This window comes from Anatilimnocola aggregata, assembly GCF_007747655.1.
Lineage (GTDB): Bacteria > Planctomycetota > Planctomycetia > Pirellulales > Pirellulaceae > Anatilimnocola > Anatilimnocola aggregata.
The window spans coordinates 398995-423662 of record NZ_CP036274.1 but is presented as its reverse complement, the minus strand read 5'-3'; the positions used below and the strand labels follow the sequence as shown (position 1 = coordinate 423662).

Here is a 24668-nt window from a genome sequence, read left to right as displayed (position 1 = left end):
CCTTTGGATACCAGCCCACGATAGCCGGCTGACCCGCAGCGACTGCTGCCCGATTTCCTGCCTGAACACACCATTCTTGACGCGTTTTTGGAGACTATTTCCATGCGAAAGCTGTTTCGCAAACTGATCAAACCAGTGTTGGTTTGGGTAGTGATTCTGACGATGTGTCTCGACACAGCGCTCGCTTGCCGCTGGTCGCGCCGCCGTTGCCAACCTTGCTGCCCGCCACCCGCGTGCGGTGCTCCAGTTGACGGTGCTCCGATGGGTGCAAGTCCTTCGGACAGCATGCCTCCGGGCACGACCGTGCAACGCCCAGAATTGGAAACTCCAGCCGATCAAAAGCCGTCGTTGCCGCCAGTGATGGCACCCGTGGAACCACCACCGATGCCACCGCCACCCATGCCGGCGAAGCCAAAGCCGACAAAGCCGAAACCAGTTGTTCCGGCCAAGCCTGTGGAGCCAGTTCCCGCTGAACCTGTTCCTGCTGAGCCCAAGCCGGTGGAACCAGCACCGCCAAAACCTGTCGAACCAGCGCCAGCGGAACCGAAGCCCGTTGAACCAGCGCCCAAGCCTGTTGAACCAGCTCCGAAGCCGGTGGAACCAGCACCGCCAAAACCTGTCGAACCAGCACCAGCGGAACCGAAGCCCGTTGAACCAGCTCCCGCTGAACCCAAACCGGTTGATCCCGCGCCACCGAAGCCAGCTGATCCGGCTCCGATGCCTGCGCCAATGCCAAAGCCTGTAGTCCCAGCTGAAGAAGATCCCTTTGCTCCTGCGCCGAAGCCGGTAGATCCGAAACCAGCTGACCCGGCACCAATGCCCGCGCCGAAGCCAGTGGTTCCTGCCGAGGAAGACCCCTTTGCTCCAGCGCCCAAGCCAGCTGACCCGGCTCCGATGCCTGCGCCGAAGCCGGTTGTTCCTGCCGAGGACGACCCCTTTGCTCCAGCGCCGAAACCGGCCGATCCAGCTCCGATGCCAGCCCCGATGCCTAAGCCCGCTGTTCCAGCTGCTGACGATCCGTTCGCCCCAGCTGTTCCGGCACCCATGCCAAAACCAGCCGACCCAGCATCGGATGACCCATTCGCTCCGGCTCCTGCGCCCACTCCAATGACCAAGCCAGCTGCTCCGGCAACGGACGATCCGTTTGCCCCGGCAGTTCCCGCTCCAGCACCAGCGCCTGCCACAACCGAACCGATTAAGGCTGATCCAGTCGATGATCTGTTCGCTCCCAAACCGGCTGCACCAGCGCCTGCTGCACCCGCTCCGGCACCAGCCGCTGATGATCCGTTTGCTCCTGCGGCACCGGCCGCTCCAGCTGCGGCAGATCCGTTTGCCCCCGCAGCTCCGGCCCCTGCGACTCCCGCCCCAGCGGCTGATGATCCGTTTGCTCCGGCTCCTGTTAAGGCAGCTACGCCAGCTCCGGCCAAACCGGCCGGCGATGATCCGTTTGCCGATCCGTTCAAGATCTCGGCCGAAGGTCATTTGCCGATGCGGAGCTGGACGGATAACACGGGCACGTTCGAAGTTCGCGGTCGGTTGATTGCGATCCTCGATGGGCACGTCCGTTTGCTAAAAGACAACGGACGCACCACCACGGTTCCCAATCGCCGTTTGAGCACCACCGACAAGAAGTACGTCGATGAAGTGATCAATCTGCATGGTCGGGGCCTGATTGGTCAGTTTGCTTCGCGCTAGTCGAGAGCGAAAATTCATTCAGCTCGCAACGTCGGTTGCGAGCACGAACGCGAAGGCCAGTTGCTGTAAAGTAGCTGGCCTTTTTGCTGCGCGGAGGAGAATGTGTACGGTACTCGGTCGCGGAGGGACTGAGCTTACGGGAAGGCTACGGGAGGAGGTTGCAGGGGAAGCTGCAGAATGATTTGCCAGGCGATATGATTGGGCCTGCACGTCCCACCTGTGATGAACCTCGGCAGCAGGGAGTTGTCTGACCATGACCCACGTATGCACTTCTCGCCGGCGGTTTCTGCAAGCGACATCGCTCGGGGCCACGGCAGTTGCGATCGGTCCGTTTTCGTCGCTGGCGAGTCTGACGCCCGTTCGTGGTGCCGATACGCCGCGGCGAATGCGTGTGGCTGCTATCTTTACCGAGTTGCGTCATCGCTCGCACGCCTACAACATTCTGATGAACTTCATGGGCCGCTGCATGTTTCGCGGCCAATGGCAGGACCTGGGAATGGAGGTGGTCTCGTTCTATGCCGATCAGTTTCCGGCGAACGATATGACCCGCGAAGTTTCACAGCGCTTTCGTGTGCCGCTGTATAGCACTATCGACGAAGCACTTTGCGTCGGTGGGAAAGAACTGAAGTGCGACGCTGTCCTGCTGATTGGCGAGCATGGCGACTACCCCGACAACAAGCTCGGACAGCGAATGTACCCGCGTAAGCAGTTTTTCGACCAGGTCGTGCGGACCATGCGCCGCAGCGAGCGGTATGTGCCGGTGTTCAACGACAAGCACCTGTCGTATCGCTGGGATTGGGCCAAGGAGATGTACGATCAGGCTCGCGAGTTGAAGATTCCCTTGATGGCGGGCAGCAGCGTGCCGCTGGCCGAGCGGCGGCCAATGTGGGAAATGCCCAATGACGCGCGTGTCGAGTCAGCCGTGAGCGTGCATGGCGGCGGCATGGAAGTGTATGACTTTCACGCTTTCGAAGTGCTGCAGTCATTTCTCGAATTTCGTAAAGGTGGCGAGACCGGCATCCGTAGTGTCCGTTTGGTTTCGGGCGACGCCTTCACAACTGCCACGAAGCAAAAGGATTGGCCTGCCGAACTGTACGCAGCGGCGCAGCAGGCTGAAGAGCAAGCCACGACGGAGCGACAACAGCGGCCGATTGCCTCCACAGGCAAGCCCCATCCCGATCATGGCGACCACGCCCTCTTCATCGACTATGTCGATGGCTTGCGGGCCACGGTAGTTAAGCATGGCAGTTCGTCCAACCGCTGGAACTTTGCTTGCCGACTAGCTGGCGAAGAACAGCAGCGGGCTACGGCACTCATCAACGGCCCGTGGGGCAATTTCAACTTATTCAGCGCGCTCAGCCACGCAATCGCCACTTTCTTCAAATCGGGAAGGTCTCCTTACCCGGTCGAGCGAACGTTAATTGCCAGCGGACTTCTCGAAGCAGCCATGCGCTCGCACCAGGCAGGGGGCAAGGTCATCGACACACCCGAATTGCAGTTTGCCTACCCAACGGCTGACTTTGCCAACATGCGCGAGACGGGCGCCAGCTGGAAAGTAATCACCGCTGCCACGCCACAGCCCACAACCTTTGCGCCTCACCAGTAACTTCCAGCCCAAGAATCAAAAAAGGGGCGATCCGCTGTGGATCGCCCCTGGGCAGCACTATTTGCGTTGTGCGTCGACTTGTCTGAGTTAGCGATTGACCGTGAAGCCAAACGTGTAACCAGCCATGAACACGTCTTCGGTATTGTCGCGGATGTCATTGCCGCGGCCGATGCCTTGACCGAGGTCGAACAAGGTGAGACCGAAGCGGAAGGAAATATCGCGGGTCAGAGCGTACTGAGCCTGAGCTCGCAATTCGCCACCCCATACGAATTCGTCGCTGCGGTCAAACGACCGGGCACGATTTCGCAGTATATAGACGGGAGTCGTCGCGGCAGCAGCACCATAGTTGGTAACCTCCTGGTCTTGGTAGCGGGTCAGGTACTGGAAGTTATGGCAGGCGAACATCCGCATTTCTGTCGAGATGGTCCAGTGGGCCTTCTCATAGAAGTAACGGGCACCCAATTGGCCACCGACCATGTTGTTCTCGAAGTGAGCCCGGTCGACAACTAGCACTTCCACGGGACCGAGCGGGTTCGCATTGCTCAAGTCTGGGAAATCGTCTGGATCAAGAGCATACCGACCGTAGCCATCCTGGCGGTAGCGATCTTTGAACTGCATGTATCGACCACCCAGGAACGATTCGAGCACGCCACCGTTGTGGAACTCCTTGCGACGCCACACCTTGTTCAATTCGAACGAAGAGAAGGTCGCATGGTTGATCGAAGCTTGCAGATCATAAGCTCGCGGGTTGCGATCCGCGAGAATCGGATCGGGATTGTCCTGCGTATCGCTGGTGTTGATACGGTTAATCCGCTCCTGTCGCAACCGCAGGCCTTCATAGGGCCCGTCGATGTGCCAGGCCGAAGCGTACCAGCCATGTTCGTCTTCGGTCATGAAACCGAAGTCGTAGCGATTACCCCAGGTAAAGTCGCTGTCGTAGCCGGTTTCACGATTGCCCGTGAAACCCATCATGGCCTGGCCATTGTCGTCGAACAGGTCAATGTTCAGATTCTCGCCGAAGTTGCCTTCGACGCCTACCCGCAAGATCGGCCTCATCTGTGGCCGCTGAACCGCCAGGTTCATCCGGTCATAGGTGAGGAAGAAGCCGATATTCGGCGGATCACCACCACCATAGCCGCTAACATCGGCTGGGGCGAAGTATTGGTAATCGTCCCCGAAACTCTCGGGTTCAATGAACGGCGACCACCGCTCCAACTGAACCGTTGGCCCAGAGGATGGCAGTGTGGGGTGCTCTCCCCGCAAACTGGTCGCGAACGACATCGCAGCCAGGATGACAGTGAACCACAGTTTCGAACGTTTCAGCGACATAGTTTGTGCACCTTCGGAGTTGCGTTCCGTTGGCTCTCGTCCGGGGGACAGGACGCTCCACGCGGAAACCTTTTTTCCGCTCGTGACGGTAGTATCGGATTTGCCCGACGCAGAGATTGAGTAAGAGTGGTAAAGGATTCCGAGAATTCCGATTCTGCGGCAGTCACCTTGATCTTGACGTACCCCTCTGTAGGCGCGAACAACCCGCGGCAATCGCCCGTGCATCAGCCGTCGTGAATTGCCGCAAGTACTAAGCAGGCGTATACTTTGGCATTGATGCCCGTGTTAAACGAACGGAAGTTCAACCGGCATTTTGGCTGCCTAAGCGTTTCACTTGCTGGCAGCAGCGCTGCTATCGCTTTTGCTTTGATCTGAGGACCGCTGTCATGCGCACGCTCGCTGTTGGGCTCTTAACGTTCGTGGGATTTGCCTGCGGTTGGCTCGTTTCTCTACTGCCAGCAGTTGCCCAGGAGGGAAAACCGGCCGCGAACGCCGAGGCCAAAGCCACGGCGGCGAAAGAGGCAGCAGACAATCAAGAGCCTGCCGCGCAAGAGAACTTCATCCGCATCCATCGCAACGATAAGGGTACGCCCCTGACGATGGATACCGGAATTGCCCGTTATCAAGCGGCCGCTGGCAAGAATAAGGGTGCGATCGTCGACCTGATTGGAGCGGTCCACATTGGCGAGAAGTCGTATTACGACGCGCTCAATAAGAAGTTCGAAGACTACGATGTCCTGCTTTATGAATTGGTGGCTCCGCCGAATACACGCATTCCTAAGGGTGCCAAGGGTTCGTCCGGCCATCCCATCGCGGCGATGCAAACGGGAATGAAGTCGATGCTTGGCCTTGAGCATCAGCTGGAGTGCGTGGACTATACGAAGGCCAACTTCGTCCACGCCGACATGTCACCCGATGAATTCGCCAAGTCGATGAAGGATAAGGGTGAAAGCTTTGCCCAGATGATTTTTCGCGCCATGGGTGCTGGCATGGCTCAGCAGGCAACCGGCAAACAGAGTGGCGATCTCGAAATGCTCGCAGCCCTCTTCTCGAACAACCGAGCGCAAAAGCTGCGGCTGGCAATGTCTTCTCAGTTCGAAGACCTCGATTCGCAGACGATCATCTTCGATGGTCCCGATGGCTCCACTATTCTGACCGAGCGCAATCGCAAAGCCTTTGAAGTTCTGGCCAAGGAACTTGCCGCGGGAAAGAAGAAGATTGGCGTCTTTTACGGAGCAGCTCACCTGCCGGATATGGAAAAAAAGCTGGCCGACGACTTTGGCATGCAGCGAACGGAACTGACGTGGCTCCCCGCCTGGTCGCTCACCAGCACCCCGCTACCAGCAGTGGATGAGGAGAAGCCGGCGGAAAAGAAGGAAGAAAAGAAGAAGTCGTAACCGCGCGATTGTGCCTCTCGGAGCACCGCTGCCGCTTGTTGCTATCAGGGATGTATGCCCAGCGAAAAAACCCCGGCGATTGTGCTGCGCACCGTCGAATTCAGCGAAACCAGCCTGATTGTCACTCTATTTACGCGGGAGTTTGGCAAGATCAGCGCGCTGGCCAAAGGAGCGCGGCGTCCCAAAGGGCCCTTCGAGTCTGCTCTTGACCTGTTGGCCTTGGTTCGCATAGTGTTCCTGCGCAAATCGTCCGATGTCCTCGACTTGCTGACCGAAGCCAAACTCGACCGCCGCTTTCGAGCGGGCGCTCGCGATTTGAACCGTTTGTATGCCGGCTTTTACGTGGCTGAGCTCCTTGCCGAGCTAACCGACACGCATGACCCGCATCCCGAACTGTTCGACGCAGCGGATCAGTCGCTACTGGCTCTCGATGGTCAGATTTCGCCGGCCACGGCCGTTTTGTGGCTCGAATTGACAGCCCTGTCTCGCCTCGGCCATCTGCCCACACTCGATGTGTGCGCAGCCTGCAGTCGCGAAGTAGAAGTTGTCGATCGCGTGCCGTTCGGATTGCTCGCCGGCGGGCTGTTGTGTGCTGCGTGTCGCAGCGGTCAACGTCAAGTCGTCAGCGTGCGGGCCGAAATAATTGGAACCATGCAACGATTTCTCGATGCGACTATGGACTGGCGCGAGCTGGTGATTCCGGTCGATCAACGAGGCGAGTTGCGCGGTTTGCTGAATAACTATTTGAACCACTTGATGGGACATCGTTCGCGACTGCAAAGCTATTTGAATGGACTCACGGCAGCAGATCGCGGCCGCTGAATGGCACAGAGCGAACAACACCGAGTAAACTTCCGGGGACGGTAATGCCAAGGATGGTCATGCCGAAAACTGCCGCTTCGTCCGCACCAACCATATTGCGGGCGACGATGTGCGAGGCGCTTTCGCCCGCGGTGGGCCGCTGCGCTTGGACGATCCTCGGCATCGCCCTCCTCACGCTCTGTCTCGGTTGCCAATCATTGGTGCCCCGCAGCAAGAGCCCGAGCGAAGTTACCCAAGCCAATAACATGTTTGACTCGGCGGATGACAGCCCCGAGCAGGTAGCAGCCGATGCTGCGTCAGACGCCGCGTTGGAAGCGCTGACCTGGGACGACTTTCAGCCCAAGAATCTGACCAGAGCAGTCAAGAAGGTCACCGGCAACGGCCCCAATCGCAAAGTGGCTCGCGAACTCTATCGCGAGGCCGAAGGGATCTATCGCGAAGCGGCTGCCAAACCCGAAAACCAGCGGCAAGAACTGTTCGTAGCAGCTGCCGAAAAGTATGCGGAAGCAGCCGACCGTTGGCCTGGCTCGGCACTCCAGCAAGACGCATTGTTCATGTCGGGCGAAAGTTATTACTTTGCCGACTACTACCCCAAAGCCAACGACCAGTACGAGCAGGTAATCAAAGCGTTTCCCAATAATCGCTATCTCGACACCATCGACCAGCGCCGCTTCGCGGTCGCTCGCTACTGGCTCGACAAGAATCGTAAAGAACCGGAAAGCTGGTACGCCTTCAACCTATTCGACCAGGAACGCCCCTGGCGCGACACGCGCGGCTATGCGTTACGCGTGTTCGACAAGATTCGCGTGGATGACCCAACGGGACGACTGGCCGACGACGCCACCCTTGCTGCAGGTAACGAAAACTTCGCCAGCGGCAGGTTCCAAAAGGCCGACGACTATTATAGCGACCTGCGCCAGGCCTATCCCACGAGCGAGCATCAGTTCAACGCGCACTACCTTGGTCTCAAGGCCAAGCTGATGAGTTACATGGGCCCCGATTACGGGGCCGGCGCGCTCGACGAAGCCGAGAAGCTGATTAAACAGATTAAGCGTCAGTTCCCCAAAGAATATGCAGCCGAGCAAGACTACCTCGATCGCGCGTCGGCCGAAATTCGCTACAAGAAGGCCGAGAAGGTTTACAAGCTGGCCGAGTACTTTGACTTCCGGGCCGAGTATCGCGCGGCAGGTCAATACTATCAACGGATCGTGCGTGAATTCGACGACACACCGTTCGCCGAGAAGGCCGCGAACCGCATTGCCGAGATCAGCGACAAGCCCGGCAAGCCTGAGCAGTACGTTCCCTGGCTCGTCGACCTGTTTCCCAAGCGGGACAAGATCTCTCGCGTGCAGGATGCCGTCGACGCTTACGAAAAGGCAAATCCGACACCTGAAGCCCAGTCTCCTGTTCAGCAAGCTGGATTCCAGCAATAAGGGGCGGGCGAATTGAACCATTTTCGAACAATCGCCGCCCTTGCCGTCGCACTGCTCTGCCTTGCTTCCTCAGCGGGCTGCGCCACATACCAGTTTGGTAACCGCTCGCTTTATCGCGCGGATATTCGCACGGTGCATGTGCCGATCGTGCAATCCGATAGTTTCCGTCGTAATCTGGGCGAACGACTGACCGAACAGATCTGCAAACAGATCGAACTGAAGACACCGTACAAGCTGGCTGATGCTGATGCGGCCGACAGCATCCTCACCGCTCGCATCGTCAGTGAAAGCAAACGAGTGCTGGCCGAGAACGGACTCGACGAGGCGCGCGATGTTGAAACCGACTTTTTCGTCCAGGTTCGCTGGGTCGATCGTCGTGGCGACCTGATCATGAGCCACACCGACATCCCCATTCAACCGCTGCTCGTTAATGTCAGCCAGGCGACCAACTTCGTCGCTGAAGGTGGACAGTCGCTGGCCACATCTCATCAAGAGGCCATGTTCCGCCTTGCCGATCAGATCGTCGGGCAACTCGAATTGCCCTGGTGAGTGCTCGTCACCTTGCCTCCTTGTGGTTCAGCCAGCGCAGGAAAGACGGCCCGAGCTAGAATAGGGAGATCCATCCCGCTTCATTTGGCCGATCCCTTGCTCAATGCCACACCTTCACGCGCATGGTAATCACTCCCACGCTCATGGCCACAGCCATGCGCCGGCCAACTACGGTCGCGCGTTTGCAATCGGAGTGGCGCTCAACCTGGGATTTGTGATTGTCGAAGCTGGCTTTGGGGCCTGGTCGCATTCCCTCTCATTGCTGGCCGACGCGGGACATAACCTGAGCGACGTGCTGGGCCTGCTATTGGCTTGGGGCGCAAGTGTGCTCGCCGCTCGCCTGCCCACGCAGCGCCGCACCTATGGCTTGCGGCGATCATCGATTCTCGCTGCGCTTCTCAACGCGATCATCCTGCTACTCGCCGTCGGCGGCATTGCTTGGGAAGCGGTGCAGCGGTTGATTCATCCGGAGCCTGTCGCCGGTGGCACCGTGATGGTGGTTGCTGGAATCGGCTTTCTGGTGAATGGGTTTACCGCCTGGCTGTTCATGTCCGGGCACAACGACTTGAACATTCGCGGCGCATTTCTGCACATGGCAGCTGACGCCGCAGTCTCGCTGGGTGTCGTATTCGCGGCCCTGGCCATGCAACTCACGGGCTGGTTGTGGCTCGATCCGGCCACCAGCCTCGCGATAGTTGTGGTGATCACCTTCGGTACTTGGGGACTGCTGCGCGAGTCTCTTGATCTGGCTCTCGATGCCGTCCCCGCGAACATTCATCCCGAGAAGGTCATCGCCTATCTGCAACAGTTACCCGGGGTCGTGGCCGTACACGACCTGCACATCTGGGGAATGAGTACGACCGAAACAGCCCTCACGGTACACCTGGTGAAACCCGATGCCACGCTCGATGATCAGTTGCTCGCCCGGATCAATCGCGAGCTTCACGATCAATTCGGCATCGAACACACGACGATTCAATTCGAACTGGGCGACGCCGATCATCCCTGCCGCTTAGCGCCGGATGACGTCGTGTAATTACTTCTTACCTATGCAATAAACCATTTCCTGCCGTTTGCCGTCTTTGAATTCAGCGACGCGCAGGAAAATCTGGCTGCCGCAGATGGTGGGAGTGGCGAAGGCTTCGCCGGTCAGCATGTTCTCGGCCAGCTTTTCGAACTGCTTCGGGTTCGCCTTGAAGACAAATGTCGTACCACTTTCGTTGGTGGTGTAAAGTTTGTCGCCAACAAGCGTGAGCGAGCCGCTGAAGGTGCCACCAAGGCGTTCTTTCCACATTTCTTCGCCAGTGTCACTCTTCCAGCACGAGGCAACGCCACCATCTTGCGTGGCATACAGGTAGCCATCGTGGGCAATCATCGAAGGCACATATACTTGCACATTATTCTGCCAGGCAGTCTTGCCTGTACCATCGGCGACAATTGCCTGCACGTGCTTGCGCGGGTAACCACCACTGACGAATACTCGCTCGCCATCGGTAACCATCGTCGTTACGCACTCGGTCGTGGCCCCTTCAATCTCCCAGAACTTACTGCCCGTGACGGGGTGAAACCCGCTGGCCAGGTCGCAACCGGAAACAAGCAGCTGTTCTTTGCCGGCCACGCGCAGCACAATCGGTGAAGCGTAGTTGGCCTTTTCGGGTCGCAACTGCTGCCAAACGATCTCGCCCTTCTCGCGTGAAAGGGCTGCGACTGCGCCCCCTGTCTTGCTATCGGCCGTCACGTAGACCAGCGAGCCGAACAGGGCCGGTGAGGAGCCAAAGCCCTGATGCGTGGCGAAATCGGCGACTTTGGTTTGCCAGACCTGCTTCCCCTGCCGATCGAGTGCCGTCGTGACGACGCTACCATGATTGAGAAAATTGACATACAGCCGCTCGCCGTCACAGGCGACCGTTGAAGACGCTTGTGAGGTCTTTTTGTTCCCCTTCTTGTCCATACCGCCAGTGTGTACATCGGTCCGCCAGCGCACCGCGCCAGTCTTTCGCTCGAGGCAGATCACTGCCAGCAATTCGCGATCTTCTTCGGCGGTGGTCACAAAGACCTGGTCGCCGACGACCGTCGCACTGCTGTGACCACGGCCGGCAATCGGCGTTTTCCAAACGACATTCTCAGTCTCGCTCCACGTCACAGGCGGGTCCTGATCGGCTGCCGCGATGCCGTTGTTATTGGGCCCTCGCCACCAAGGCCAATCGTTGGCCGCGGGCTGAAAGCCGGTAACCTTGGGCGCGGCATCCGCTGCCAAAGCAACCTGACCGACGAAACAGACGAGACCAATGGCCAATGTGAAGAACAGATGCTGACGGTGCATGCAAAGAACCCGCGAAAGGAGGGAATGTGGCAAGCAGGGTAGGAAGGCCCCTTAGCATACCTGCCGCGCCAGCCACTTTCCACGCGATTGGCGTTGCGTGGGTCGTGGGCGGTCACTATTCTTCCTGCGCGATAGCTACGACTGCGCGCCGACCACGTTGTCCCGCGCATGAGCCCTCCGGAACTTTGCTTGTGGCCTGTTCTGCAAATTCACGACGACAGTTCAGACTGGCGATCCTCATCTGGGGACTCGCGAGCCTGGTCGGCTGCGCGCCATTTCGCGTTCCCGACGAGATACCAACTTCTGGTCGCGCGCTCCCCGCTCCTCGGCTATCGCCCGACAGTGTGATTCTGGAAATCGGCCAGGCGCAAATGCCCCTGACTGACAGAAGCGGGTACGACGAAGTCTGGCAGCAGGCCGACGAGCAATCGCTGTCGCTCGAACTGCGGCAAGAACTCGCCCGCAACGGTTTGCGGTGCGGAATTCTCGGCCAGCGTGTGCCAGAAAAGGTTCGCCAGCTGATGTCGCAGAAGATCGACCTCGCCCAGCAGCGGAGCGAAGACTTGGACGTTGGCGAAGTCGAAGTCGATCGTCAGGTTCGTCGCCTGCAATGCCGGGCTGGCCGTCGCGCCAAGATTCTCTGCTCGAAAACCTACGACGAGCTCTCGCTTTTGACGCGCGACAATGGTGCCGTGCGCGGGCAACAACTGCATAAGGCACAATGCCTGTTCGGTCTCAAACCTTATCCAGAGTCGGACGGCCGAGTACGCATCGATCTCATTCCCGAAGTGGAACATGGCGAAGTCAGGCAGCAATTTGTCGCCGGCGAAGGGACGCTCATGCAGCGGATCGGCCGCGACAAGCGGACCTTCGAAAACCTGCGTACTTCACTGACCCTGTCTCCCGGACAAACGCTCATTGTCTCGGCAGGTGAAGACGCCAAAGGACTTGGCGAACATTTCTTTGTCGAGTCGGTCGGCGGGACAACTTCGCGGTCGATCTTGTTCGTCCGAGTGGCTCACACTCAGCACGATGATCTCTTCGCACCGGAACTCTCTACGTTGCCGCTCGCCACGCCAGGCGAATAGCTGCTACTTTGCCCGCCGACTCCGCTGCGCCCATACGACCCGGTCGATGCACACGGCAACAAAATCCGACTGCTTCCACAAACAACGGCTGTGGTCCGGATCGATCAATTGATCCAATCGCCGCAGAGCACGTTTCGAGAGCCACGGTTCGACGCGCTCGCGCACACCTTGCACATAGGTGCTGAAATACCGCTCGGCCATGTTGCTGAGGGGCTGTTGCCGCGTCGAAGCGAAGCAGCGTTCTTGTGGCCGCTGCAAACCGGCCTTGCGCAGCAAACGCGAAAGCCACCGCCCGGCATAGAACCTCGCCGGCTGTCTCGATTGAGCTCGAAAGGCACGTAGCTGCGCGGTGTGAATTTGTAGTTCGAGATCGACAGGCCAGGGGAGCAGCAGATGATGCAGTGAGTCGTTTTCGAGAATCGCCAAGGTTCCACCGGGCCGCAAGACGCGGCGCATCTCGGCAAGGCAATCGCCAATTCTCGGCAAGCTGTATAGACTCTGAGCACACCAGACAAAGTCGAACGAAGCATCGTCAAACGGCAGTTGCGTGGCATCGGCCTGCTGCAATTCGACACCGTCTGCCTGCTGGTCCTCCAACTTAACTGTCGCTTCTTTGAGCCACGCCCGGGAAATATCAACTGCGGTCACCTTCCCCTCTGTGCCGACCAATTCGTTTAGCCAAATCGCAAATTGACCATCGCCAGCCGCAACTTCCAGCACTTGCATACCCGGCGCGATCGGCAGCTGCTGCAACATCGCCCGCAACTCGTTAGCAAACTCGACATGGAAGGCCTGCAGATTCGCAGCATAGTCGGGAAGAGACTGCTGCTTGGCGCTTGAGCCTCGCTTCGCAATTTGCGTCGACATGGCAGGACCTAACTCTCGACGGTGCGCAATAAAAACCACGCTCAGCAATCCTTAGATCGAGTCGGTTGCTCAATTCTGCAATCGAGTAAGCGGTTCAATCTGCGTGACTACCGAGCGTGGCACTTGCTGACCAAAAGCGTCTGCAAAGAATGGACGACGTCTCAATTCCGGACTGGTTCTACCGGTTGTTGATCATCATCCCGACCATGAGACCAACCAATACGCCGGCTCCGAAGCAGACGGCAACGGATTCAGCTGGGTTGTGCCTCACAACGCTTTCGGCCTGCTTGTAACCTTGCTTCATAGCGCGGCCAGCTTGATCGGTTCCTTGCTGCATGCGTTCGCCCGCATGTTGAGCAAAGTCAGTGGCGTACTCGCCGGCCTGGTTTGCATATTCAGAAATACGGTTGGTCGCTTGCGTCGCATATTCACGCGCTGTTTCGGCGGCTTGACCGACTGTCGACGAGCTACCAGACGTTAGTGAATCGAGGAACTGCTCGATTGATTGCCGAGCTTCGCCAGTCTTGCGCTGAATGGTGCCGACCAGTTGATCGACGTTGCCATTGAACATGCCGATGTCGTCGTTGGTGAGTTGACCCCACTTTATCCGTAACTTGCCTTTGATTTCGTTCCAATTCCCTTGCAGCATTTGTGCATTGGCCATGATTTGCTCCTTCGTTTTGGTTGTTCGATCCGCTGGTTTTGCAAGCAGCGACAACTAGTCAGCTGCTTGCATCCGTGAGTGATTCGTCTCGTTGAAACCAAGCAATGCAACGACTATGCCAACGGCGCAAAGCCGTCAAAATCCTGGTTCAAACAAGAAAGTGATGGAACCCACGGCTGTTTCGCCGGACAGATTTCAGCCAAGAAGCTTGCGCAGCGGTCAATCACCCGCCAATTCAGGCCTTAACCGCGAGCTGGCTTTTCGTTGCGTGCGTCGTCTTTGGGAGGGTCACTCGGCGAGTCGTCGTTATGCAGGTATTGCTTTCCGTGCTGCACAATGCCGAGTGCCAGCAGCACAACCAGAGCCAGGATCACACTAATAATTGCCAGGCGATAATACCCGAGACCGCTGGCAATGCCGACCGCCGCGGTCAGCCAAATGGTTGCGGCGGTCGTCAGGCCACTTACCCCGCGCCGTTTCTGTATGATCGACCCTGCGCCAAGAAAGCCGATGCCGCCCACAATGCCGCCCAGCACTTTCAGGATGTCAGCCGAGTTGGCCTGATTTTTCTCAACTAACTCGTTTTTCAGCTCTAGCCCGGCCAGCATGAATGCGGCAGAGCCAAGCGAAACAAGGATGTGAGTTCGCAGTCCCGCTGGCTTCTGTTGTGCTTCCCGCTCCCAGCCCAAGACCGCTCCAAACAGAGCGGCGAGTGACAATCGGACGATCAGTTCAAGGGTGCTGAGCATTTTGTCTCTGGGTTGTTAACTCTCTGCTATTGCTTCTTCACGGGTGCTCCGGGAATCAGCTTGGCATTCGGGTCACTGGGTGGCTTGTCGAGTGCGAGGAGCGAGAACAGATCGGCGATTTCTTCAGGCTTCAATTGCTTTTCCAACTGCTCGGGCATCAGCGACAACTCGCTGATCTTCATTTCCTCAATATCTCCCCGGGCAATCGTTTCGAGCTTTCCTCCCTGCACTTTCAGTACCACACGCTGCTCGTTATCTTCGGCCAGCAGCCCGGTGAGAACGCGTCCATCGGCCGTGAGCACCGTGCGAGCCTGATACGACGCGCCAATCACCAGGCTGGGATCAAACACATTCGACAGCAGCTGCTCGAAGTTCGACCGACCGTTCACTGTGATATCGGGACCAACCTCCTGCCCATTGCCGTGCATCTTATGGCACTGGCCACAGACCTTGTTAAAGACCGCCAGCCCGCGCGTCGGATCGCCGGGTGTCTTGTTCAGATGCGCTCGCATTTCCTCAATAATTTTCACTCGTGCCGGATCGCGGCCCGTGCGCACCACGCCCCAATGTTTGGTGACGAGTTCACTCAACTCCTTATCCCCGAGCGACATCAGCTTTTGGGCCTGGTTCACGTTGATCGCCGTCGCCGCAATCTTCTTCTCGGCCACAGCACCAAGCAGCGTCTTGCCCCAACTGGCGCGCTGCGTGAGGAGTTCGATCGCGCGGGGTTGCAGTTCTTCGCCAAGCACGTCGTAACGTTTGATGGTCTCGTGCGCAACTTCGGGCGATTCCAACTTGCCGAGTGCCGCCATCATCGCGGAGCGAATTTTCAAGGAATTCAGATCGGGCTGACGAAGGATCGTTCCCGCGATGTCCAGCAAGCGTGGTTCTTGCGCTGCGGCGAGAACGTTGATGGCTTGCTCACGACGGACTTCGTCGGCTTTTACTTTGGTGGCGAATTCCAGCAATTCACTAATCGCCTTTTCATTCTTCCAAGTCCCGGCGACAAGGATCGCATCCATATAAAGCGGACTGCCGGGAGTCTGGATAATCTCATCGACGCGGTCCGACAGCACGGCCTTTACCGAATCAAGTTTCTTACCTTCCAATTCGCGTGATTGAATTCTCTGTGAGAGGGTTTGTAAAAGGGCTGTCGCCGCGGTCTGGTCACTTTTCTTCATCATCACCGTTTTGAGCATGGCGGCCAGAACTTCCGTCCGCACATCCTTGCTCGACAGAACTCGATCGGTGATTCTCGGCATCAGCGCCATCACGTTCTTCGAGCTGGCCAAATTGGGCTGCTCGAGCAGCTTCACGAACTGCTCACCTTGCTTCTCCAAGAGCGGATGCAGGTTCTGCCACACGATGTGCGGGATGAGCATGTCGTCGCCGCAATTTTCCAGCACGTTCAGCAGCGTGGGAATGGTGTGCTCGTCGTTCTTCGTGGCGGCGGTGATGGCGACTTGCAGTTGCACATCAACGGACGCATCAGTCGCCAGAAGCCGAACTTGCTTCCACGCGGCTTCACTGCCGCCGAAATTGCCGACGGTGCGAACCGCCCAGGCGCGCAGCGCGGGATCCTTGTCCGACAGTAGTCGCAGCGAATAGGCTTCGTTTGGTTGTTTCAACGAAAGTGTTGTCCACAGCGCGTGCATGCGAGCTTTGCGAGGAGCTTTATCGTTCAATGCCAGTTGCTGCAGTTCCAATTCGAGGGGCGAAACCACTTCGGGGACTTCGCCGTCGGCGAATGTGGGGAATTCGAGCACGCGAGTACTGCCATCCTTCAATCGATACGTCTGTTGTTTTCCGGTCGGTCGTACGGGCGCTTCCCAACTTGCTATTCGCTCTGTCAACACGCGCTGCGCCGTACTTCGCGCGTAGTCGTTCTCTTTGTGCAGCAGCTTGATGAGTTCATCGTCGCTGAGCTTCGCAAAATCGACCGCTGCAGCGCGGGGCGTGTCTTTGTAACGTACGCGATAGAGTCGTCCGTTGGCGCGGTCGATCCCCTTGGGATCGCGGTTCGCGTCCTGATAGCAGTGATAACGGTCGTACCAATCGAGCACGTACAAGCAGCCATCGGGGCCGGTCTTTTGCACGACGGGCATGAACCAGACGTCGTTCGCAGTCAGAAAGTCCGCTTCGCCAGTGGCAAAATAGCTGCTCCCATCACGCCGTAACTTGTCGACGTTGATGCAGCCGCCATGAATGTTCCCCATGTACAACTTGTTGCGATACTCGGCCGGATAAGCGTCGCTATCGAAGTAATGGATGCCGCAGTAAGCGGCCGCCTGATGCTTGTGCTTGACGATGCTCTCCAGCTTCCAGGTGTGCGGCGGGTAAGGCCCGCCTTGGCGATGGTAATAACCGGTGCGCGTGAGATGCCACAGGTGATCGATCACGCACGCACTGATGAACGCCGAACCTTCGCCATCAAAGGCCACGCCCCAGGGATTGCTCGTCCCTTCGCAAAAGACTTCGAATTGTTTTGTAATCGGATGAATCCGAAACAGCGCGCAGGTGAACTTCCAGCCTGGCTGATCTTCGCGATAGTGCTTTGACGTCTTCGGATACTTGACATGGCAATAGTTAAACACACCGTTCAGGCCATACAGGTAACCATCGGGTCCCCAGGTCAGTGAGTTCGGCAACTCGTGCGTATCGTCGCGACCGAAACCGGTGACGATCACTTCCTGCTTGTCAGCTTTGCCATCGCCGTCGGTATCTTGCAGGAAGAGAATGTCCGGCGCGTTCGCGACCCACACGCCGCCGTGCCCCACGGCAACTCCGCTGGGAATGTTCAGCCCTTCGGCGAACACCGTGAACTTGTCGGCCTTGCCGTCGCCGTCGGTATCTTCGATGACCTTGACCCGGTCGCGTCCCGGTCCGGGCTCACGGCGCGGGTATTCAAAACTCTCGGTGATCCACGCGCGGCCCCGCTCGTCGAACGTCATGGCGACTGGGTTCACAATGTCGGGCTCACTGGCCACTAGTTCCACTGTAAATCCCGGCAGCACGGTCATCTTCTTAATCGCTTCGGCTGGCGTGAGTGCAGGGCCGGGCAACTTATCCTGCCGACGAGGAATGAAGTCCTCGGCCAGCACCGCGCACGCGCATCCCAACACCAACAGACCGCCCAGCCAAGATCGCAAATTCATCGAACCATTCCGGAGAGGAGCCAAATCAAAATTCTTCGCCATTTGAGTGTGAGTACGACGAGCCGTGATTATCGCTTGCCGCTCTAACAGCAGCAATCATCAATTCAATCTACTCCTCCGGCTGCGGGCCGAACTCGATTGCTGAAGCCTTATTGAGGCCATTGTCGAGCGGACCAACGATCAAGCACGCTTCGCCCGCTTTCAGGGCGCGGGGCATGTTGTCGCCAGTGAATACCGAACCCGCGCGGGACTGCGGCGCGGCCATTCCATCGGGAAGTTTTAGATCGAGCGGAATTGCTGCGGGAATGACCGAATAGGCCATGAGTTGCTTGTTGATGAAGAGCCCATAGCGACCATCGACCAGCAGTTGACTAACCACGTCATACGTAACGTCTTTCTCCAGCGGAAACACCGTTTGGCTTTCGAGTGAGAACTCGACCGGAACCTTGCGCTTGCCGGTCATCCCCCAGCCAATCTCACCCCAGTTGCCACCAGCGGTGATGCCCACCCCATTCTTGCCAGGTACAAGACGAATCAGGACTTGCCCCAGCTGAAATGGATGCGCAATCTCAACGCCTTGGGCCGAGCCGGACCAGGTGTATTGAAACTTCCAGGTCGTTCCCTCTTTCTTCCAGCGATCCCCCGCCATGATCGCAAAGCCGTTCGCACCTTTGCGACCGTCTCCCACCGGCGCATTGAAGGGAATTGCCGATTTCCACAGCCCGTCGGGCATGCGTTTGCCTTGCAGCAACTCGCAGACCGTGCCGGTTTCCATTTCGAGCGGTGTGGGAATGCGATTCTTCGCCGTCTTGGTTTTTGGTTCTGGTGGCAGGGGAACCGGTTTAGGTTTCGGCATGGGCATGGGAGTTGGAATCGTTGCCGAGGGACCGGGTGCAAACGGGTCGGGCCGAACAGGACTCACGCTCGCCACCTTGAGCGTGCCGTTGATCTCTTCGATCCGCAGGTTGATTTTGGCTTTCGCCAGCCCGCTCGCCTTGCCGACCACCGCCTGGTACCAATATCCGGCCCGTTTCAAGTACGGAGTGCTTTCGGGCGGCTTCCCTTTGGCTGCCGCCAGGTTCCACCATTGGTCGGCCAGTGCTTCGATTCCTCGCTCGTCAAGCGGCTTGGCCGCATGGTCAACTTCCGTCTGCGCGACTCGCTTCAAAGCTTCGTCACTCCCTTTGGCCAGATAGGGCATCGCCTGGGCATCATGCTGTTGAATTAACCACAGGTAGCGACCGACGGCCAGATTCGCGGCTGGATCATCGGGCGATGTGGCCAGCGTTTCTCGCCCCAGTTTGGCCCTGTAAACTCCTTGGACTGGGCCGTGACCTTCCGTCCTCGTTCGATAATTTCCTTCAGTACCTCGGGCTCTCGCGTTTTGCGAGCGGCCGTCAAGGCGCCGCGCAGCAGCCGCAGGGCATGGTCGAACTTCTCTTCCCTCACCGCGATTTCTGCCCTACTAGTGGCCTGACCGATTGCTTCGACCTGCACGTTGGCCGGCGCATCGCTGGCTGCGACCTTGTCGAGCACCGCGGCAATTTCCGCATCGTCATCGATGGCGAATTTCTTTCCTTGCTCGACAATAATCTGGCAAGCAAGTTCGACTGCTGGGGCGCTCACGGCTAAATCTCGGGCCAGTTGATAGAGCACGAACTGATTCACACTGCTATTGGTCGGATCGTTCGCCTGCTTGAGCAGGGAGTTCGCCAGCGTGTTCTTTTCGAGTGGTTTTTTGGCAGCCGCGAACTCGTCGGCAAACAAATCGCGCACGAACTTCGTCGCTTCCCGTTGTTCGGCCTCCCCGGGAATTGGCAACCGAGCGGCAGGCGCGGTCACCGCAGGCTCTTGCGCGGTGAGACTCATCGTGAATGAACCGGGCAGCACAGTTGCGATCGCCACTGCCCAGCAAGCTGCTGAACTCCAACCGCGGTTCAGTCGTTCTGCAGGGAACTTACTCACAAATACCTCGCTCGCATTCGGTCTCAACGCCCGGAAACCTCGCTCGACTCAGTATTGAGAACCCAGCCTTCGATTGCAACGTTTCTGGATGAGCACTCCCTATCTCTCGCCGTAACTTTGCTTGCGCAGTTTTGAATTCATCCTGATTGTTGATTTTCTCTCGGGCTCCGCGAATCGACTCCGTTTTGGCAGTTAGCGGTAACCGGTTGACACCCAAAGACTTACGCCAAATTTGAATACCTTGTGAACAGTTCTTACGGACCAAAATCGACCGAGTAAATCAACACCCCCCAAATAGGTGCGCCACAACTTACGTCAAATGAGCGCGTCGTGGTTGAGAATTCGCACTCCCCACCTCAGTGAATTTGCAGCGCACTCCACGCGCGCAGCGCCGCCACCAGGCCCTCAAAACACTGCCAACTAGATTAGTACTTGTGTGTTATGTTGTCAATAATTGATCAGGTACTTATTGCGCGCGTTGGCTTCCTCTTCGGCACTGTTGTCAGCCGAACAGATCAGCCAGCCGGAACTCAATGCCCATCGCCTGCAGCAAGGCCACAACGATCATGAGCGTGCAGATTGCCATCACGGCAAACCCCCAGAGCATGCCGCGCAGGTAAAGGGCCGGTGCCAACACGGCTCGCTTTTTGCGCGTGAGCGAAATGAGCCACAGCCCAAAACCGAACGGAATCAGCAGGGCGGCCGCCACGCCAAACATGGCGGGGCGAGTCCCTGCTGACAGAGCAACTGAGTACACACCCGGATGTTGATCCTTCAGCGCATCAGCTGCTCCCTGCGTGACTGCGGTGCGGAGCAGCGAAACTTCTTCCAACTTGGGCAACTTCAACAGCTTCTCCAGCCCGGCGTCCGACACGCGCGAGCCATCCAGGTTAAGCCTGCGAACCGTGGAAATCGCCAGCAGCAAATCTAAGTGTTCGTCGCCAAACTTTCGGCCGGTCATGGCGACGATATCTGCGTCACCGTTCGGTAAGGGATAAACCTTCCCGCCCAGCGCTTCGATCTCGGCGATCGCCTGTTGGGCTCCAGGATTGAACGCTTGACCACAGACAGCAGATGCCTGGCAAGCAACAACCAACAGCGCAACCAGAGCCATCCACCGTTTCATGGAGAGCCTCACAAGAATTTCTGATCCCGAAGGCACAATCTGAGTTGCTGCTTAGGCAATGAGGTTCGTCAGCACATTGCCGCTGACATCGGTCAGGCGGAAGTCACGACCCATGACGTTGTAAGTCAGGCGCGTGTGATCGAGCCCGAGCAGGTGCAAGCAGGTGGCGTGCAGGTCGGGGACGGAAACTGCGTCCTTGACGACGTTGTAGCCGAACTCGTCGGTCTCGCCGTACGTGGTGCCACCCTTGATGCCACCGCCAGCCAGCCACATGGTAAAGGCCTTGGCATGATGATCGCGCCCCTTGCCATCTTCCGCAAACGGAGTGCGGCCGAACTCGCCACCCCAAATGATGAGGGTCGAATCGAGCAACCCGCGACGCTTCAGGTCCTGAATCAGCCCGGCAATGGGTAGGTCAGTTTCGCCGCAGTGCAAGTCGTGGTTCTTCTTAATGTCGTCGTGCGCGTCCCAAGCCTTCGGCCCCTCATTACCGCCACTGTAAATCTGGACGAATCGTACGCCGCGTTCGACCATTCGCCGGGCGAGGAGGCAGTTGCGACCAAAGTGAGCAGTGAGCTTGTTATCGAGCCCGTACATCTGGCGAATCGATTCGGGCTCTTGTTCGATGGCGACTGCCTCCGCGGCGTGCGATTGCATGCGATAAGCCAGTTCGTACGAAGCGATCCGGGCGGCCAGTTCGCTCTCGTTCGGGTTCTGCGCGCGATGTTGTTCGTTCCACTTGCCGAGCAGATCGAGCCGAGCCCGTTGCTGCTCGCGCGAGACGCCTGCGGGGGGACTGAGATAGGCAATCGGATCGCCGGTCGGCCGAAACGGCACCCCTTGATAGGCCGCTGGCATGAAACCATTCGACCAATTGAGCGCGCCATTGACGGGAGCGCCATCGCGGTCCATCAGCACGACGAAGCCGGGAAGATTCTCGTTCTCGCTCCCCAGCCCATAGTTCACCCACGAGCCGATGCAAGGGCGGCCGGAGAGTCGGTCGCCGGTTTGAATTTGAAACAGGGCCGGCGCATGGTTGTTGCTCTCTGCATGCATCGAGCGGATCACGCACAACTCGTCGCTCAGTTTGGCGAGATGCGGGAACTTCTCGGAGATCTCCATTCCCGATTCGCCATGCTTGGCAAACGAGTAGGGGCTGGGCAGCGCCGCGTTCTTGCTTCCCTTGCGGAAGACGTCGTTCTGATTGAAGACGGGGATGGGCTGGCCCTCCCACTTCGTCAGGGCCGGCTTTGGATCGAACAGGTCGATGTGACTCGGCCCGCCGTACATGAACAGAAAAATGACCGACTTGGCCTTGGCCGCGAATTGCGGCGGACGTGGCGCAAGCGGATTCTTGTTCGTGCGAACTTGAGCCTTCGATTTTTCCGCCGCTGATTTTTCGGCAGACAGCGCGCCATCTTTTTCGAGCAGGCCGCGCAGCGCGAGGGTACCGAAACCGCCACCCAAGCTGGCGAGCATTTCGCGTCGGTTCAATCCTGACATGTTCTGGTCCTTCGGATGGCGGACTGAAGCCCGCGCTAGCTGGGCTACTAATCGACGTACAGGAACTCGTTGCTATTCAATAACACGTGACACAAGTCGACGAGCGCCAGCGTTGCTGATTCATCGGCTGGCTTTTTGGCTGACTGATGAAATTCTGCTTGCGCCCGCAAGAACTCTTCGGCTTCGCTGCAGCGCGAGGGGGTCGGTTCGCGTCCCAAGGCGAGCCACAGGGCGCGGCGGGCTGATTCGCGAGCGTCTGGGCCCACTTCAACCTGCACGCGCTTGGCGAACCGGGCAGCCTGGTCGGCCGTGAACTGATCGTTCATCAACACCAGAGCCTGCGTGGGGATGGTGCTGTCTTGGCGGCAATCGCACGTGTGCGCGGTGCTGGGAATGTCGAACAGTTCGAGCAGCGGGAACGCCATCTGGCGTTTGACGTAAATGTAAACGCTGCGGCGCCAATGCTCGGGCCCTTCGGTTTTGACGACGGGCCACTTGTTCCGCTGGCTCGCTTCGAGCAGTTCGGTGGGAATGCGGGGCTTCACGCCAGGGCCACCCACCCGATGATTGAGCGTTCCTGCGACTTGCAGCACGCTGTCGCGAATGGCTTCGGCTTCCAGACGGCGTTTGTTCATCCGCCACAGCAGCAGATTCTCGGGATCGACACTCTCAGCTGACTTGGAACCTTGCGACGATTGCCGATACGTGGCCGACGTCATCATCAGCCGGTGAAGTTTTTTCCAACTACCACGTGCCGAGAGTTCTGTCGCCAGCCAATCGAGCAGTTCGGGATGTGACGGCGGGGCGCCGGTCAAACCAAAGTTGCTCGGCGTCGAGACAATGCCACGTGAAAAATGATGTTGCCACAAGCGATTGGCCATCACACGCCAACTAAGGGGATTCTCTTCCGCGGCAATCCAATTGGCCAGCGCCAAACGCTGACCCGAACTCTTCTCGAGTGCTGCAGGTTTGAAGTTCGCGGCCGATTGAAACAGCCGCGGCACATTGGCTTCCACCTTGGGGCCTTTGTTATTCAAGTCGCCGCGATAGAGGACGAAGGTCTCGCGGGGCTGCCGTCCCACATCGGTGATGGCCATAATGCCGGCCTGTCCTTTGGTCCATTTGCCGGCCAATTCCGGCTCGCCACTTTCACCAAAGGGAACATCCTTACGCGTGATGTTGTTGAAGACGGCCAGCAGTTGGTAGTAATCGGTCTGCGGAATGGGATCGAACTTGTGATCGTGGCAGCGAGCACAACCGACGGTCAGGCCCAGGTACACAGCGGATGTCGTCGAGATCACATCGTCGAGCAGATCGAGCCTATACTTCTCGCGATCGAAGGCGTTGTTCCCCATGTTGTCGTCGTTGGTCGGCCCATTGCGACAGAAGGCGGTCGCAGCCAGCGCTTGAGGATTCGCCGGGGCGAGCTCATCGCCGGCTAACTGCTCGCGAATAAATTCGGCGTACGATTTGTCGGCATTCAAACTGCGAATCACATAGTCGCGATAGCGCCAGGCATGCGGACGATCGAGATCGTCGTGAAAGCCGCCGCTATCGGCATACCGAGCCAGGTCGAGCCAATGGCGGCCCCAACGTTCGCCATAAGCGGGCGAAGCGAGGTACTGATCCAGCTTTCGTTCGTAGGCATCGGGTGAACTGTCGGCGGCGAAGGCTTGCACTTCTTCTGGCGACGGCGGCAAGCCAATCAAATCGATGGCCGCGCGCCGCAGCAGAACTTCGCGCTGGGCCGGCGCTGAGAGAGACAGTTGAGAGTCCTCTAGCCTGGCGAGCACGAAGCTGTCGATGGCGTTCTCGGTAAGCGCTGCGCTTTTCACGGTGGGCAGCGGCTCGTGCTTGGGCGATTGAAAGGCCCAGTGGTCGAGTCCCTTGGCGAGCGACGGACGGGGGGGGAGGGGGACATTTTCCAAGCTGTCGATCCAACTGGTGACGACTTCAATTTCTTCGTCGCTCAGTTGCCCTTCCGGCGGCATGTGCGGCTTCGAACCTTTGACGAGCAACTGCGACACCAGGCTGGCCGAGGCTTTGCCCGGCGTGATGATGTAACCGCTGCGAGCACCGACCAATAGTGCTTCGCGCGTCGTCAGGTTCAGGTTGGCTTCTGGTTCTTCGGCACCGTGGCAATCGAGGCAGTGCTTGGCCAACACCGGCAGCACTTTGTCGCGAAACACTGCATCTTCAGTAGCGGGCAAGGCGTGATCTTCGGCGGCGGGCAAGGCGTGGGCGGCTACCAGGCAAATCAGCAACGAAACAAAGCTGCTGATGCGAAAGGTAGCGAAATCGCGAAACGACATCATGCGGACTGTTTCCAAGCGTGCGGAGAGGAAAGGACAAGCCAGCAGGGCCAGGATGGGACGGTTGCGTGCGGCGTGCCACACG

The 24668-nt window shown here is 58.3% G+C and carries 19 protein-coding genes; 8 read left to right on the top strand and 11 right to left on the bottom strand.

The window, feature by feature from the left end:
* Positions 1–102: 102 nt before the first annotated feature.
* Together ETAA8_RS34285 and ETAA8_RS01485 are read left to right on the top strand one after the other, a co-directional pair.
* Positions 103–1695: an SHD1 domain-containing protein gene (locus ETAA8_RS34285; RefSeq protein ID WP_202921497.1), complete on the top strand. Its 1593-nt coding sequence runs from the start codon at positions 103–105 to the stop codon at positions 1693–1695.
* Between the two features lie 253 nt (positions 1696–1948).
* Positions 1949–3301: a twin-arginine translocation signal domain-containing protein gene (locus tag ETAA8_RS01485; RefSeq protein ID WP_145083859.1), complete on the top strand. Its 1353-nt coding sequence runs from the start codon at positions 1949–1951 to the stop codon at positions 3299–3301.
* A gap of 87 nt (positions 3302–3388) precedes the next feature.
* Here ETAA8_RS01485 and ETAA8_RS01480 read toward each other — a convergent pair whose 3' ends face one another.
* Positions 3389–4630 carry a BBP7 family outer membrane beta-barrel protein gene (locus tag ETAA8_RS01480; RefSeq protein ID WP_202921496.1) on the bottom strand — a complete coding sequence of 414 codons (1242 nt, stop codon included), beginning with the start codon at positions 4628–4630 and terminating at the stop codon, positions 3389–3391.
* Positions 4631–5016: 386 nt separating this feature from the next.
* Here ETAA8_RS01480 and ETAA8_RS01475 point away from each other — a divergent pair, with 386 nt between their 5' ends.
* The 5 genes from ETAA8_RS01475 to ETAA8_RS01455 all read left to right on the top strand — a co-directional run bounded on the left by ETAA8_RS01475 (position 5017) and on the right by ETAA8_RS01455 (position 9867).
* Positions 5017–6027 carry a hypothetical protein gene (locus ETAA8_RS01475; protein WP_145083854.1) on the top strand — a complete coding sequence of 337 codons (1011 nt, stop codon included), beginning with the start codon at positions 5017–5019 and terminating at the stop codon, positions 6025–6027.
* 54 nt (positions 6028–6081) lie between these two features.
* Positions 6082–6849 carry a DNA repair protein RecO gene (gene recO, locus ETAA8_RS01470; RefSeq protein ID WP_145083851.1) on the top strand — a complete coding sequence of 256 codons (768 nt, stop codon included), beginning with the start codon at positions 6082–6084 and terminating at the stop codon, positions 6847–6849.
* A 59-nt stretch (positions 6850–6908) separates the two neighbouring features.
* A complete protein-coding gene (locus ETAA8_RS01465; protein WP_202921495.1) occupies positions 6909–8282 on the top strand; it encodes a tetratricopeptide repeat protein in 1374 nt (457 codons plus the stop codon).
* 12 nt (positions 8283–8294) lie between these two features.
* A complete protein-coding gene (gene lptE, locus ETAA8_RS01460; RefSeq protein ID WP_145083844.1) occupies positions 8295–8831 on the top strand; it encodes an LPS assembly lipoprotein LptE in 537 nt (178 codons plus the stop codon).
* Positions 8832–8934: 103 nt separating this feature from the next.
* Entirely contained in the window at positions 8935–9867 is a 933-nt protein-coding gene (locus tag ETAA8_RS01455; protein WP_145083840.1) for a cation diffusion facilitator family transporter, read from the top strand.
* Here the strand turns inward: ETAA8_RS01455 and ETAA8_RS01450 are convergent, their stop codons facing one another.
* Positions 9868–11154 (bottom strand): outer membrane protein assembly factor BamB family protein, encoded by a 1287-nt coding sequence (locus tag ETAA8_RS01450; protein ID WP_145083837.1) that lies wholly within the window; start codon positions 11152–11154, stop codon positions 9868–9870. It lies immediately after the preceding gene.
* A gap of 191 nt (positions 11155–11345) precedes the next feature.
* Between ETAA8_RS01450 and ETAA8_RS01445 the strand changes: the two genes are divergently transcribed.
* Positions 11346–12242, top strand: a complete 897-nt coding sequence (locus ETAA8_RS01445) for a hypothetical protein (RefSeq protein WP_145083834.1) — start codon at positions 11346–11348, stop codon at positions 12240–12242.
* Positions 12243–12245: 3 nt separating this feature from the next.
* Here the strand turns inward: ETAA8_RS01445 and ETAA8_RS01440 are convergent, their stop codons facing one another.
* The 9 genes from ETAA8_RS01440 to ETAA8_RS01400 form a co-directional block, all read right to left on the bottom strand.
* Positions 12246–13109 carry a class I SAM-dependent methyltransferase gene (locus ETAA8_RS01440; protein WP_145083832.1) on the bottom strand — a complete coding sequence of 288 codons (864 nt, stop codon included), beginning with the start codon at positions 13107–13109 and terminating at the stop codon, positions 12246–12248.
* A gap of 178 nt (positions 13110–13287) precedes the next feature.
* On the bottom strand, positions 13288–13773 hold the full coding sequence (locus tag ETAA8_RS01435) for a CsbD family protein (protein WP_202921494.1): 486 nt from the start codon (positions 13771–13773) through the stop codon (positions 13288–13290).
* A 242-nt stretch (positions 13774–14015) separates the two neighbouring features.
* Positions 14016–14522, bottom strand: coding sequence for an MgtC/SapB family protein (locus tag ETAA8_RS01430; RefSeq protein WP_145083829.1), 507 nt, complete (start codon positions 14520–14522; stop codon positions 14016–14018).
* 26 nt (positions 14523–14548) lie between these two features.
* On the bottom strand, positions 14549–17677 hold the full coding sequence (locus tag ETAA8_RS01425) for a PVC-type heme-binding CxxCH protein (protein WP_145083826.1): 3129 nt from the start codon (positions 17675–17677) through the stop codon (positions 14549–14551).
* Positions 17678–17786: 109 nt separating this feature from the next.
* The gene (locus tag ETAA8_RS01420) at positions 17787–18878 is read right to left on the bottom strand and encodes a hypothetical protein (RefSeq protein WP_145083823.1); all 1092 of its coding nucleotides are present in this window, start codon (positions 18876–18878) and stop codon (positions 17787–17789) included.
* Positions 18879–18901: 23 nt separating this feature from the next.
* Positions 18902–19642: a hypothetical protein gene (locus ETAA8_RS01415; protein WP_145083820.1), complete on the bottom strand. Its 741-nt coding sequence runs from the start codon at positions 19640–19642 to the stop codon at positions 18902–18904.
* Between the two features lie 502 nt (positions 19643–20144).
* Entirely contained in the window at positions 20145–20768 is a 624-nt protein-coding gene (locus ETAA8_RS01410; protein ID WP_145083817.1) for a hypothetical protein, read from the bottom strand.
* Between the two features lie 51 nt (positions 20769–20819).
* Complete coding sequence (locus tag ETAA8_RS01405; protein ID WP_145083814.1) at positions 20820–22271, bottom strand: DUF1501 domain-containing protein; 1452 nt, start codon at positions 22269–22271, stop codon at positions 20820–20822.
* 47 nt (positions 22272–22318) lie between these two features.
* Positions 22319–24586, bottom strand: a complete 2268-nt coding sequence (locus ETAA8_RS01400) for a PSD1 and planctomycete cytochrome C domain-containing protein (protein ID WP_202921493.1) — start codon at positions 24584–24586, stop codon at positions 22319–22321.
* Between the last annotated feature and the right edge of the window lie 82 nt (positions 24587–24668).

What these genes read in the sequence shown, in the direction of transcription:
- ETAA8_RS01485 (WP_145083859.1), top strand. Translation starts at nt 1,949, where the DNA reads ATGACCCACGTATGCACTTCTCGCCGGCGGTTTCTGCAAGCGACATCG.
- recO (WP_145083851.1), top strand. Translation starts at nt 6,082, where the DNA reads ATGCCCAGCGAAAAAACCCCGGCGATTGTGCTGCGCACCGTCGAATTC.
- ETAA8_RS01410 (WP_145083817.1), bottom strand. Translation starts at nt 20,768, where the DNA reads ATGAAACGGTGGATGGCTCTGGTTGCGCTGTTGGTTGTTGCTTGCCAG.
- ETAA8_RS01430 (WP_145083829.1), bottom strand. Translation starts at nt 14,522, where the DNA reads ATGCTCAGCACCCTTGAACTGATCGTCCGATTGTCACTCGCCGCTCTG.
- ETAA8_RS01455 (WP_145083840.1), top strand. Translation starts at nt 8,935, where the DNA reads ATGCCACACCTTCACGCGCATGGTAATCACTCCCACGCTCATGGCCAC.
- ETAA8_RS01425 (WP_145083826.1), bottom strand. Translation starts at nt 17,677, where the DNA reads ATGAATTTGCGATCTTGGCTGGGCGGTCTGTTGGTGTTGGGATGCGCG.
- ETAA8_RS01475 (WP_145083854.1), top strand. Translation starts at nt 5,017, where the DNA reads ATGCGCACGCTCGCTGTTGGGCTCTTAACGTTCGTGGGATTTGCCTGC.
- ETAA8_RS01420 (WP_145083823.1), bottom strand. Translation starts at nt 18,878, where the DNA reads ATGCCCTATCTGGCCAAAGGGAGTGACGAAGCTTTGAAGCGAGTCGCG.
- ETAA8_RS01400 (WP_202921493.1), bottom strand. Translation starts at nt 24,586, where the DNA reads ATGATGTCGTTTCGCGATTTCGCTACCTTTCGCATCAGCAGCTTTGTT.
- ETAA8_RS34285 (WP_202921497.1), top strand. Translation starts at nt 103, where the DNA reads ATGCGAAAGCTGTTTCGCAAACTGATCAAACCAGTGTTGGTTTGGGTA.
- ETAA8_RS01435 (WP_202921494.1), bottom strand. Translation starts at nt 13,773, where the DNA reads ATGGCCAATGCACAAATGCTGCAAGGGAATTGGAACGAAATCAAAGGC.
- ETAA8_RS01480 (WP_202921496.1), bottom strand. Translation starts at nt 4,630, where the DNA reads ATGTCGCTGAAACGTTCGAAACTGTGGTTCACTGTCATCCTGGCTGCG.
- ETAA8_RS01465 (WP_202921495.1), top strand. Translation starts at nt 6,909, where the DNA reads ATGCCGAAAACTGCCGCTTCGTCCGCACCAACCATATTGCGGGCGACG.
- ETAA8_RS01450 (WP_145083837.1), bottom strand. Translation starts at nt 11,154, where the DNA reads ATGCACCGTCAGCATCTGTTCTTCACATTGGCCATTGGTCTCGTCTGT.
- ETAA8_RS01440 (WP_145083832.1), bottom strand. Translation starts at nt 13,109, where the DNA reads ATGTCGACGCAAATTGCGAAGCGAGGCTCAAGCGCCAAGCAGCAGTCT.
- ETAA8_RS01405 (WP_145083814.1), bottom strand. Translation starts at nt 22,271, where the DNA reads ATGTCAGGATTGAACCGACGCGAAATGCTCGCCAGCTTGGGTGGCGGT.